General features: G+C 54.3%; 10 protein-coding genes and 1 tRNA gene. 5 read left to right on the top strand and 6 right to left on the bottom strand.

Going from position 1 to position 12484, the window contains the following annotated elements; translation table 11 throughout:
• Positions 1 to 2: 2 nt before the first annotated feature.
• Positions 3 to 419 (bottom strand): hypothetical protein, encoded by a 417-nt coding sequence (locus AC2FJ5_RS01465; protein WP_496792141.1) that lies wholly within the window; start codon positions 417 to 419, stop codon positions 3 to 5.
• 730 nt (positions 420 to 1149) lie between these two features.
• Between AC2FJ5_RS01465 and AC2FJ5_RS01460 the strand changes: the two genes are divergently transcribed.
• The 5 genes from AC2FJ5_RS01460 (at position 1150) to AC2FJ5_RS01440 (ending at position 6222) form a co-directional block, all read left to right on the top strand.
• Positions 1150 to 1234: transfer RNA gene (locus tag AC2FJ5_RS01460), tRNA-Leu, on the top strand.
• A 404-nt stretch (positions 1235 to 1638) separates the two neighbouring features.
• On the top strand, positions 1639 to 2844 hold the full coding sequence (locus AC2FJ5_RS01455; protein ID WP_496792139.1) for a YcaO-like family protein: 1206 nt from the start codon (positions 1639 to 1641) through the stop codon (positions 2842 to 2844).
• Positions 2841 to 4163, top strand: coding sequence for a TfuA-like protein (locus AC2FJ5_RS01450; RefSeq protein WP_496788852.1), 1323 nt, complete (start codon positions 2841 to 2843; stop codon positions 4161 to 4163). Before AC2FJ5_RS01455 ends, AC2FJ5_RS01450 begins: the two co-directional genes overlap by 4 nt.
• Before the next feature lie 44 nt (positions 4164 to 4207).
• A complete protein-coding gene (locus tag AC2FJ5_RS01445) occupies positions 4208 to 5503 on the top strand; it encodes a gluzincin family metallopeptidase (protein ID WP_496691610.1) in 1296 nt (431 codons plus the stop codon).
• 140 nt (positions 5504 to 5643) lie between these two features.
• Entirely contained in the window at positions 5644 to 6222 is a 579-nt protein-coding gene (locus tag AC2FJ5_RS01440) for a hypothetical protein (RefSeq protein WP_496792137.1), read from the top strand.
• A 52-nt stretch (positions 6223 to 6274) separates the two neighbouring features.
• Here the strand turns inward: AC2FJ5_RS01440 and AC2FJ5_RS01435 are convergent, their stop codons facing one another.
• The 5 genes from AC2FJ5_RS01435 to AC2FJ5_RS01415 form a co-directional block, all read right to left on the bottom strand.
• Positions 6275 to 8044 carry an adenylate/guanylate cyclase domain-containing protein gene (locus AC2FJ5_RS01435; RefSeq protein ID WP_271948845.1) on the bottom strand — a complete coding sequence of 590 codons (1770 nt, stop codon included), beginning with the start codon at positions 8042 to 8044 and terminating at the stop codon, positions 6275 to 6277.
• A gap of 85 nt (positions 8045 to 8129) precedes the next feature.
• Complete coding sequence (locus AC2FJ5_RS01430) at positions 8130 to 8777, bottom strand: GNAT family N-acetyltransferase (RefSeq protein WP_246097210.1); 648 nt, start codon at positions 8775 to 8777, stop codon at positions 8130 to 8132.
• Between the two features lie 153 nt (positions 8778 to 8930).
• Entirely contained in the window at positions 8931 to 9875 is a 945-nt protein-coding gene (locus AC2FJ5_RS01425; RefSeq protein ID WP_142636294.1) for an ABC transporter substrate-binding protein, read from the bottom strand.
• Positions 9876 to 9923: 48 nt separating this feature from the next.
• Positions 9924 to 10931, bottom strand: a complete 1008-nt coding sequence (locus AC2FJ5_RS01420; RefSeq protein ID WP_496697017.1) for an ABC transporter permease — start codon at positions 10929 to 10931, stop codon at positions 9924 to 9926.
• Complete coding sequence (locus AC2FJ5_RS01415; protein ID WP_496792135.1) at positions 10928 to 12454, bottom strand: sugar ABC transporter ATP-binding protein; 1527 nt, start codon at positions 12452 to 12454, stop codon at positions 10928 to 10930. The genes AC2FJ5_RS01420 and AC2FJ5_RS01415 overlap by 4 nt, the downstream gene beginning before the upstream one ends.
• Between the last annotated feature and the right edge of the window lie 30 nt (positions 12455 to 12484).

Here is a 12484-nt window from a genome sequence, read left to right as displayed (position 1 = left end):
GGTTAGCCTCCGGTTCCTGTAGCGGCGATATGAGGTTCGATCTGCCCGTGAGGTGCGCTAGTCAGCGTATCAATCCGGGCGATCAGGTTCAGGGCGTTGCCCAAAATTGCGGCTTCGGCGCTTGGTGTGATCGATTCAAATGCGCGGGCATCGGCCAGCACTTCGATCGAGCTGAAGCAGTCGCTATTTTCCAGGCACGCAACACTGCGCCCTGTTGGGAAACCCTGGGATTTGACCTCGGGCAGGGGCATTCGGGAATTGGCAAGCAAATAATGCCCGCCAGAATGCGTCCGCAGCGAGATGCCAAACCCGGTATTCGGGTGTTCGCGATTCAGGGTTTTGAGTTCACCAAGAAAACTTTCGCGTGCAAGACCAATCGCGTCTTGCTCGGCAGATGCAGAGTTCATCATGTTGGTCATGGTAAAGACCCTTGTACTGGAGTTGAGCGAACGAACTGGTAAGACGCCCGAAGGCAAAAGACTCATTAACTCCTTTCCACCCATCAACTACTGGCAAGGCGGTCTTATTTTGACGCGAATAAGATTTTTTGGCGTTTGAATTGTGGCGCAAGTATGGCTGCGGAGTTGCCCGGGCCCACTACTAAACTAAAAAGCGTATAAAAATATGAGCATATCGGCTGAAGTTCACAGCCTGCCAAATTTGATAGCTGGTCTCCAAATGGGGTGTAACTATTTATTAAATTATAGTTTTACATACATGTGGTCAGCTCCATATTTGGCAAAATCTTGTCATGAGACAGAATCCATCGCCCAAACAAAGTGCGCTTTCGGGAAAGGCAACAACAACACGGCACAACGTGAGGGTGTTTAAATTTGGCAGGTTCATCAATGGTGAATTTTAACAGGACGCTATGTTTCACATAGTCTTTTTTGGGGGCTACCTGGTCTGCGAGATTTCTGTTTTGGGCGGCGTCAGGCAAAGCTTGGTCAGCTGAAAGTCCATTGGCCTTTCCGGTCGGTGTCGTCGTGCGGTCTTTCATATCTTTTCGGGGCGTGTGGTGCCTCTAAGCAGAGGTTGGGTTTGTTCTGAAACGGGCATCAATAATCTTCGTGTAAACTACAATTTCCCTCTCGCACTCGTTCAAAAGCTTTGCTATTGAGCGGCATTCCGGCAGCTGCTGCTGGTCGTGCGGGTGTGGCGAAATTGGTAGACGCACCAGATTTAGGTTCTGGCGCCGCAAGGCGTGGGGGTTCAAGTCCCTCCACCCGCACCATAGTTCAGTGTATTGCATTGATTATATTTTATAAATTAGACCCAATAGAGCAACTTTCCCGATTGCCCTGAGACCTTCGCACGAAAGAAGGCGCGCTTCCGACAGCTTTTCGAGACATTTTGGGTTTCCGGTCCCGCAGTAAATATCGCAGAATGAAGATTATGTTAAAATAATGCGACATCCTTTGAATATCGTAGCTGCAATTCGATTCTAGGTGCTGGCTGCTGGATACAGTTGGTTCAGCCCGCGCTTATCATTGTCCAGCAAGTAGATTGTCGTGTTGAGACAATTATGGGCGGCAGAGTTGACCCATATGAAATCATCCCCCATCCTGAGCTGATCCGGTCACCGGCAAGTATTTTCGCCTGGTGGCCAATTTCTTTTGTTTTTGGCAAGGTTGCATCATGTCTGACGTATCGGAAAAGCAATATGTGCTTGATACTCATCGCCTGCGAAGCCCCAGCCAAACATTGGAAATCGTAACGCCCTATTTGCGTGAAATGGGCATTACTCGAATTGCGAACTTAACCGGCCTGGATCGTATCGGATTGCCCACGGTCATGGTTGCGCGCCCGAATTCCCGATCGGTTTCGGTGTCGCTCGGCAAGGGATTGTCAGTCCCGGCCGCGCAAGCGTCGGGGGTTATGGAAGCGATCGAAAGCTGGCACGCGGAACGGGTAACGGCGCCTCAACGTCTGGCACGATTTACCGATATAGCGCGCGATGCGCCGGTGGTGGATGTTGATAAGCTACCTCGGGTAACTGGTGGCCGATTTGATCCTGATGCGAACAGATTGTGGGTAGAGGGTCGGGATTTGAATTCCGCTTGCGCCCGTTGGGTTCCAATGGAGATGGTCGATACCGATTATACGTCTTTGCCGATGGGTGGGCAGGTAGCCTTTCCCAGAACGACAAATGGTTTGGCATCCGGCAACAACCTGTTTGAAGCCAGTTGCCATGCGATCTTTGAACTCATCGAACGCGATGCCACCACATTGTGGCAATTTCAGTCCGCGCCAGCACGGATCCACCCAGACACTATAGATGATGACAGGTGCAAGGACGCAATAAGCATGATTGAAGCGGCGGGCCTGACCCTGGGCATCTGGGACACCACCTCGGACATCGGAATCGCCTGTTTCCGCTGTACGATCTGCGAGCCGGACGGGCAGAACGGCCACATCGGTATCGGTGATGGCTGCCATCCAGATCGCGCCATTGCTTTGTTGCGGGCCCTGACCGAAGCGGCACAAACCCGCCTCACCTATATCTCTGGCGCGCGTGATGATCTGGACCCAGAAGAGTTTACTGACCAGGCGCAGATAGAAAGATGTGCCTATATTCGCAATCAGATTGACAGCTCGGACGCGACGCAGGATTTTTCGAATACTCCGACATATGCCACCGGATCATTCCAAGAGGATTTGAACTTGCTGACTACCCGCCTCGAAACTGTAGGTATTTCGCAGGTGATCACGGTCGATCTATCGCGCCCGGAATATGAGATCGCCGTTGTCCGAGCTGTCATACCTGGGCTTGAAGCGCCTCATGACGACCCCGATTATATCGCCGGGGAACGCGCGCAGCGTGTAATGGAAACTTACGGATGAGTGTCGTTATTTTTGTGGGCCCGACGTTGACTGCTGATGCTGTGGCCCAATGCTTGGACCCTGTGATCTTGCCCCCGGTCCGGCAGGGGGACGTATATCGCGTGGCACGTGATCGTCCGCGTGCGATCGGCATAATAGACGGCTTTTTTGAGGGCGTCCCGTCGGTCTGGCATAAAGAGATTCTTTGGGCGATGGATCAGGGAATCCCCGTTTATGGCAGTGCCAGCATGGGTGCTTTACGCGCGGCAGAGTTGGCTGATTTCGGTATGATCGGCGTGGGTCGAATCTTTGAGGATTTCTACAGCCGAACCCTGCAGGATGACGACGAAGTTGCGGTCCTGCACAGCCCGGCAGAATTGGGCTATTTGCCATTGAGCGAACCCATGGTCTCGGTCCGAGCAACGGTTGAGGAGGCGCAAAATCTAGGCATGTTGGTCGCTGAACGTGCCGCTGAAGTTCTGCAGATTGCCAAGGGTATGAACTATCGTCAGCGCAGTTGGCCCAACATAATTGACGCGTTGAACGGGCTTTCTGATATCCAGGGCTTTGTGGACTGGCTGCCAAACGGCAAGGTTGATGCAAAAGCACGTGATGCCATTGAGATGCTTGGGCGTATGGCCGAAGATCTGGCAAACGAACTTCCCTTCCCGGCGACGCAGCAACCGACCGAAGAAACGCTGATGTGGAAAGGGCTGCGTGCCCGAGTGGATGCCGATCAGAAGGCCGATCAGGCGGTTATCGACGAAGTCAGGCTGAACCCGGACATGTATACGCGGCTGCGTGAACGGGCCGCGCTGACTCTGCTGGCGCGGGAAGAGGCTGATCGGCGGGATGAAGAGCCCGACCGCCCTGCCCTGATGGCACAAATGGATGCGCACCGGCAAAAAGCCGGCCTGTCGCGCCGCGCCGCTTTGATGGCATGGCTGGACGAGAATGATCTGAGTGTCGAGGAATACGAGGCGATGCTGGCCGATGCTGCTCGGGTGCATGGCCACATTACCTCTCGGGCTTCGGTCCTTGAGTCATCGCTTTTGCGCGAGTTGCGCCGTGACGGGAGCTATGCCGAATTGCGGGATCGTGCCCATCGCAAGGCACAAAGGGGAGCTGAATCATTGACTGCCCGAGGCGGTCCCGCAAGCGGGCGCCTACCTATGGTTATGTGGTATTTTGAAACACAGCTTGACCAACCAGTGCCGGATGATCTTGAATCATATGCAGTTTCACTTGGATTGGCCGGGCGGGAAGCATTTTTTGATTTGATAGAAGCAGAGTATTTGTTTTGTCACGCGGATGCCGGATTAAATAGTACCGTTGACTAGCCGCCCCAAGGCGGATCCGAGGCGTGGCCTGAAAGGGGGGTATTGTGAACTTACCAGATCACCTTGATGAAGAAGAGCCTGGAACGCGATTTCTGCTGTATCCGCAATCCCCTTTTCTGGAAGAGGACCCCCAGCTTGAGCTAGTCGAAATATCGGCCCCGCAGGGCAGTATCGGCCCTGGTCCATCGGGTCCGCGCATGTACACGGTTAACCCTGTCGGAAAGACTACACCCTATGGGGCCATCGTGCCCGGACCGGATGGTCCGGGAATGTATCTGCCGCCCTGGAACGGATATATCCATCCCCCGGCAATGCCTGATGAGTTCGGTAACTTTATCCATATTGGCCCGTCGGACCCGGCTTTTGAGGCAGCGCATCTGTTTGGCTCGGCGCATTTCACGATGGATGTCTGGCAGGGCTATTTTGACCGACCAATCCCATGGCATTTCTCCCGCGATTTTGACCGACTGGAACTGTCGCTGCTGCCAAGCCTGGACAATGCGCATATCGGTTGGGGTTTCCTTGAAACCGGGGGCACCCACGAACACGGGGACGAATATCGCCCCTACAGCCTGAATTTCGACGTGGTCGCACATGAAATCGGCCACTCAATCATTTACAGCGTCGTGGGCATGCCCACCGACGGAGATGTCTCGGGTGAATATTACGGGTTCCATGAATCAGCCGCCGATATGGTGGCGCTTCTGGCCTCTTTGCATTTTGGCTCGGTGGTAGAGGCGCTGTTGGAAAACACCAAAGGCAATCTCTACAGCTTCAACCGGCTGAATCGCTTTGCCGAGCTTTCGGAAAATGCACAGATTAGAACGGCCGCAAACAACCGGTCACTATCGGAATTCGCTGCCGGATGGTCCAGTGAACATGCACTTTCCGAGCCACTGACAGGTGCAATGTTCGACATTTTGGTGGACATCTATCATGAGCGCCTGTTGGTTCATGACCTTATCACACAGGCCGAGGAAGATCTGTCCGATCAGCTAGAGGATTCACCCGATTACAGCGCGGTCATGCAGGGTATTTTTGACAAGCGATATGCCGAAAACCCTGATGGATTCCGCGTAGCACTTCTGGAGGCGCGCGATTTCCTGGGCACCTATCTGGCCGACGCCTGGAGCATGTTGGACGCCGATATGCTCAGCTATTTCGGTGTCGAAAAGGCCATGCTGGCGGTGGATCAGGAAATTACCGGGGGTGCCTTCCGTCGGATCATCGAAGGTAACTTTCGGATGCGTGATATCGGGGTGGCAACTGCCGGTCCGCGGCTGCCGGACCCCGATGAAGACAGTCACGCACACTCCGTCCGCACGCAGGTTCCAGACTGATGACAGCAAAATTCTTTTTTTTTCGGCAGATTTATGGCATTTAGAGGCGGGGTGATTTTTGAGGAGACACCGATGCGGTCATCCTCGGGATTTAATCGAAGGGGGTTCGGGTGATGAACCCATATTTGGGAGATGAGTTTATGGCGGAATCCTTGCTCAGTTTTTCGGAAGTGTTGATTTACGGCAGAGTTATCGACGATTTGGATTACGACCCTGCGAAAAAGAAAAGCAGAGGCAAAGGCAACAACAAACATCTTGATGAGCAACTCGCGAGTTCAGGAAATGACGAAGCAAAATTTGCCAAGATTTACGGGTTTGCCTATGAAGGCACCTACTACGACCTGCCCGAGCCGGTGATTTTCCTGGTTCACGGCAATGGTCAAGACGTCGCCAAGAAGGGCGAGCCACCAAACCAGGCCTCGCGCGCGCCCACGGATCCTTCGATCGGCGGTGTTGCGGCGGCGGACTATCAGGTCGCTGACGGTATCAAGTTCTGGAGTTATGATAAGTCCGATCAGACCATGCGAATGGATGTCACGACAGGCCAGTTCGAACAGGTTCTTCTAGACCTCTATTTTGGCTTTGACAGCCCTGCTATCAGCGGTGCAAAGGTCAGCGGTGCCAAGGTAAGTGGCGCCAAGGTCAGTGGCGCGAAAGTCAGCGGAGCCAAGGTCAGTGGCGCCAAGGTTAGCGGAGCCAAAGTACGCGGCGGCGACTGATCTTCGGACAAAGTCAGCAAAGAAGGCGCGGGTTCTCGCGCCTTTTTCCGTTCTAAAATCCCGCTTTTTTCAGCCCTTCGACAAAGTGCTGCGTGTCGTCTTCCAGACGGTCGGGCAGCACCTTGGCCCAGCGTGACAAAGAAAAGTTCGGGTGTGCGGCGCGGTGCTTTTCAGCAATCATACGTGCCATATCCATGTTGCCCAGCTGCGCATGGCTGGCGGCCAGCATCCGTTGACCCTCGGTCGGATTGTTCATCTTGTTGACGGTTTCGATAACATCTTCATAGCGCCTGAGATTGTAATAGGCGCCGCCGAGGTGCCAGAGATACTGATCCGGAAAGTACGGGTTCAGACGCATGGCCTGTTGCAGATGCGTGATGGCAGTCTCATTTTCCCCTGAATGTGCAAGCGCATCGGCGAAATCCGAATGCATATCCGCATCATTGGGGTTGAGAGCCAAAGCACGTTGGTAAGACTGTAGCGCCGCACTATGTTCCTTGCGATACAGATGGACAAATCCCAGCTCGCCAAATCCCCGTGCGTCTGTTGGGTCCAATTCGATCGACCGCTGTGCCAAAGACAGCGCCTGCTCGAAAGCACTGCCTGGATCTTCGGTCCACGAGTATCGCCAATCCAGATTCAACGTTCGGGACAAGGCGGCGGCGGCACGGGCATAGTTGCCGTCCCGTTCCAGCGCAGATTGATAGAAATTCTGTGCCTTGCGGTTGTCGTTGCGCGTGTATTTGAAGATGTGCTGCTGCCCCTGCAGGACAGAGCCATATGCCTCCAGATCTGAAGGAACGGCCTGAACCATAACTTGGCGCTCATGGGATTCGATCATTACGGCCGTGGCCGCGACGATACATTCAGTCACCTCGTCCAGAATATCAAATATATCGTCAATGTTTCGATCAAACCGCTCACCCCAAATCGTGCGTTCAGTGTTTGCATCGACCAGTTCCGCAGTAATGCGGATTCGACTGGAAGAGCGACGCACACTGCCACGGGCGATATACCGGACATTCAGCTTTCTTGCGGCTTCCTTCGGTGGCATGGACTGCGCCCTGAAGAAGAATGATGAGTTTCGGGCGATGACGAAAAGGTTTCTGAATTTGGAAAGGTTCAGAATGATGTCGTCGGTCAGACCATCGGCAATCCAGCCGTCAGACTCATCCCCACCGCTGATGCTGAACGGTAGCACAGCGACCGACGGAGTGTCCGGGCGTTCCAACAGATCGACAATAGCGTCGGGACGCATGGTGCCCGCCAAAGTAGCACCGGCAACCTCGCTGCGGACACAGTAGGTAGAAACCGGCGAAAGAATGTTCTTCAGCTGCTGCGGACCGAGAAATTCGTACCCATACCGCAACCGGTTACAAACCTGATCATACACCGCAGAGCTGACATAGACCCGCTCGGGTTCCGCAATTTCTTGCAATCGCGCTGCAATGTTGACGTTGTCGCCATGAATTCCACGCTCATCTATCAGGATCTCTCCAAGATGGATGCCAACGCGAAACTTGATTTGCTGTTGATCTGATCCTGAATCGTTGTGCTGGGCAGAAATTTGGTGCAGCTCAACACCAAATTCGACCGCGCTGGTCGCTGTTTCAAACAGGGCCAGGATGCCGTCACCGCGCACTTCGACAACACGCCCCTGATAACGGGCGCATGCGGCTTCGATCTGCGATAGAAGTGTCTTCAAAGCGTTGTAGGTGTCGAGTTCGTTCTCACTCATCAGGCGAGAATAGCCGACGACATCTGCAAATAAGACTGCACCCAGCTTCTGAGTGATTGATGAATTCGGGTTAACTGTATTCACTGGCGGTACTCGATTCCTGAGTTCTGAACGAACCCTAACTTTTGTATAACAAAAAAAGATTTGAAATGATTGGTAATAACGTCTCTTAGTCCGACCCAGTCTCTTGCGGGGGCCAACACCAGCAATCCGAGGCATTATTGCCAAGCTTAACGATGGTTTCACCGCCCAATTCTTTCGCCAGTGAATTTCGGTTTTCGAACCAATCGCTGCTCAGCAACCCGACCACAACCATATCGTGAAATTGACCATCTGCAAACCAGGCCTGACGCATCGACCCCTCGATCTGGCACCCCAGTCTGGCAACCAGGTCTCTGCTGCTGACATTATCCGCCCTATAATACGAAGTCAGCCGGTTCAGCCCCAGTTGTCGAAAGGCGAAATCGGCGACCAAAGCCGTCGCCCTGATACCAACACCATGGCGGCGCACCGAATGATCGACGAACATCGCAACGACAGCATCGCGATTGATCGGCGATATCCCCTCGAGGCCGCTCATGCCGACCAGTTTTCCCGCCGAATTCTCAACAACGAACCAACACCTGCGGCCGATGGCTGAGCCGGTGAACATGTCGCTCCAGCTTTCCTCTGTCTGTGCAAGATTAAGAGGGATGCGGGACACGCGTTCGAATTTGGCTAAATCCTCTACATTTTGAAACCAGGGCAGAATTGTCTCAAGATCGGATTTTTCCAGGGGACGCAGGACATAGGTCTTGTTGCTGGGCTTTTTTTTCACCGGAATTTCAACCTTCAATAAACATCAAAAAAATAACCCGTAGAGGATAGCATGAAAACGCCACAAACAGAAAAGATGATTGTTGCAACCCAGTAAAACAAAAAAACCGGTCCGCCGATCGGGCGAACCGGTCCGTATTAAGCTGTCAGGCTCTTAGTCGTAAAGAACTGCCGCGATCTTCGGATCGTCAATATTGGAAGCATCGTAATAGTAAAAGCCGGTGTCGATTAGGGCCGGGACTTCTTCGCCTTTCATCGCCGCGACGGCCGCCTTGACCGTTTCATAGCCGATACCAACCGGGTTCTGGGTGATTGCCCCGGTCATCAGACCACTTTTGATCGCGTCTTTTTGGGCTTTGCCGCTGTCATAGCCAATGATGACAAGGCCTTCGGTGCCCAATTCCTGTACCCCGTTCACGACACCAATGGCAGAGCCTTCATTGGTGCCAAAAATACCATCCAGATCGGGGTTTGCAGTGAGGATCGCTTTTGTCACCTCGGTTGATTTCAGATGGTCTCCTTGCCCGTACTGAACGGTGACAACCTCGATATCAGGGTATTTTTCCGCAATGCGGTTCACAAATCCATCGCGGCGGTCAATGCCAGTGCGGCTGGTCTGGTCGTGGGCTACCACTGCAACTTTGCCTTTTCCACCAATCTTTTCGGCCATTTTGTCAGCGGCAAGCCCCGCTGCAGCTAGGTTGTCGGTTGTGGCAGTAGAAACAGGAATATCACTGTCGACACCGCTGTCAAAAGCGATGATCGGGATACCCTTGTCATTTGCCTGCTTCAGCAACGGAATGGCGGCCTGACTGTCGAGTGCGGCAAAGCCGATGGCTTTTGGATTGTTTGCCAGAGCTGCGGCCAGCATGTCGATCTGACGGTCGACCATCGTTTCGTTGTCCGGTCCTTCGAATGTGATTGTGACGTCAAACTCTTCGGCTGCCTGTTCGGCGCCCTGCTTTACCGCCTGCCAGAATTGGTGCTGGAACCCTTTGGATACCAGCGGAATATAGATTTCTTCCGCCATGGCCATCGAGGCCGGAGCTGCGAGGGTGGCTGCGCTGAGCGCCCCCAGAACGAAACGACGTGTTAACATGATATTCTCCTCCAGTTGGTCGTTATCTTCTTTGGTCCTAAAAATTGTTCACCCGGTCTTTTTGCGCCGCGCCATGTCGGCATAGACGGCCAGAATGATGATCGCGCCAGTGACAACGGTCTGCCATTCCTGCGCGACAGACAGAACGCGCAGCCCATTGGTCAGGACAGCCATGATAAGCGCGCCGATGAGTGTTCCCAGGATCGTGCCGCGCCCGCCGGACAGAGAGGTTCCGCCAATGACCACAGCCGCGATGGCCTCAAGTTCGTATCCCAGCCCCAAAGCGGGTTGTGCCGAGTTCAGGCGCGAGGCGATCAGGATGCCGCCGATGCCGCAAATTCCCCCGGCCAGCGCGTAGATTCGCATCTTCCAGGCGTCGGTGTTGACACCCGACAAGCGGACCGCCTCTTCGTTTGATCCCAAAGCGAACGTATAGCGGCCCAAAACAGTGCGGCTGAGGATATAGGATGCTGCAATCGCGACCAAAAACAAGATCAGCACGCCGTTCGGGATAGGTACCGAGGGGACGATTTCTCCAATCAGAGACCCGCGCGAGATCTGATCGAAACCAGGCGTGTCATTGAAATAGATCGGTCGTGTGCCCGAGATAACCAGCGATAGACCCTTGAGGATCAGCATCATGCCCAGCGTCGCGATGAAGGGCGGGATTTTCATTTTGGCCACAAATGTGCCCGAACACAGACCACAAAACGCACCCGCTGCAATGGCTGCAGCAACACCCAAAAGCAGGGGCATGCCGAGATAAGTCAGGGCTACGCCCGCAATCACGGCGCAGAAGGTCATCAAAGTGCCAACCGACAGGTCGATTCCGCCCGTGATGATCACCAGAGTTGCGGCAACGGCCAGTACGCCGTTGACCGAAGTTGCCTGCAGAATGGCAATCATGTTCGAGGTTTGCATGAAGTTCGGCGATGCGATCGAAAAGCCGATCAACAGGGCGATGAGACTGGCAAAGGCCAGCAGCTTTTGATACGCGCCGCTTTCCGACAGGCCCGCCAGGGGCTTTTTCTTGTCTATTTCCGTTGCTGTGGTCATGTTGCTGTCCCTGTGACCTGCATCGCCGCCGTGCGTTGGGTGGCCAGATGCATGATGTCTTCCTGAGTGGTGTTGTTTCCGCCGGGCAGAATTCCGGTCAGCCGGCCTTCGCACATGACGGCGATGCGGTGGCTGAGGCGCATGATTTCCGGCAATTCGGATGAGATCACGATGATCGTCTTTCCCTGCGCGGCCAGTTCTTCGAGCAGTTTGTAGATTTCCGATTTTGCACCGACATCAATACCGCGCGTGGGTTCGTCAAAGATCAGGATGTCGCAATCACGCAGCAGCCATTTTGCGATGACTACCTTTTGCTGATTGCCGCCGGACAACAGGCGCACCTCTTGCACATCCGAGGGCGTGCGAATGCCAAGCTGGGCGATATAGCCTTTGGCGGTCGAGCTGATTTCGCTATCGTTCAGAACACCGGTGGCACTGGTAAACCTATCCATCGAAGCCAGAGCGATATTGTCGCGGACGTTCATTCCCGTGGCGAGGCCGAAATGCTTGCGATCCTCGGACAGGTACCCGATCCCGGCACGCACGGCATCCACAGGGGAACGGATGGACACGATCTGCCCATGTACCCGGATTTCGCCGCCATCTAAGGGATCAGCGCCAAAGATTGCTCGGGCCACCTCGGTCCGCCCTGCCCCCATCAGCCCGGCAAACCCCAGGATTTCGCCCTTTCGGACCGAGAAGCTGACGTCTTTCAGATCGTTGACTCGTGTCAGCCCTACGACTTCCAACGCAACCTCGGCATCACTCAGGTTGGGCACATCCAAGGGATCCTCTGATACTTCGCGCCCAACCATCATCGCAATGATTTTGCTGATCGGCGTGTCACTGGCACCGACAGTGCCAACATATTCACCGTCGCGCATGACAGTCACACGGTCGGCGATTTGTTTCAGCTCGTCCATTTTGTGGCTGATATAGACAATCCCCACCCCCTCGGCCCTCAGGCGGCGGATGATGACGAACAGCTCGGCAATCTCGGCGTCGTTCAGGGCCGCGGTCGGTTCGTCCATGACCAGAACCTTGGAGCGATAGGACAGCGCCTTGGCAATTTCGACCATCTGCTGCTTGGCAATGGTCAACCCGCCGACCAGTGCTTTGGGATCGAGATTCAGGTTCATCGCCCCGAAGATTTCGGCGGTTTGAGCGTTCAGCGCAGCCTCGTCCAGACGACCAAAACGTTTCCGGGGCTCGCGTCCGATAAAGATGTTCTGCGCTACGGTCAGATCGTTCATCAGACTCAGTTCCTGATGGATGATCCCGATCCCGAGGTTCTGAGCCTCACGCGGGGATGTGGGACTGGCTGATTTGCCTTGAATGGCCAAGTCGCCGCCATCGCGCTGATAGATCCCGGACAGGATTTTCATCAACGTACTCTTACCCGCCCCGTTTTCCCCCATAAGCGCGTGGACTTCGCCCGAAAACAGATCGAACTGCACGGATTTCAGCGCGTGCACACCGGGGAAATACTTTTCGATCCCCTTCATTTCGACCAGTTTTTCCATCTCTCCTCCCATTTTGCCCCTACCCCAGAC

It is taken from the genome of Ruegeria sp. CDSA221, assembly GCF_059611825.1.
The sequence above is the reverse complement of the archived record's forward strand: the minus strand, read 5'-3'. Positions and strand labels throughout refer to the sequence as shown.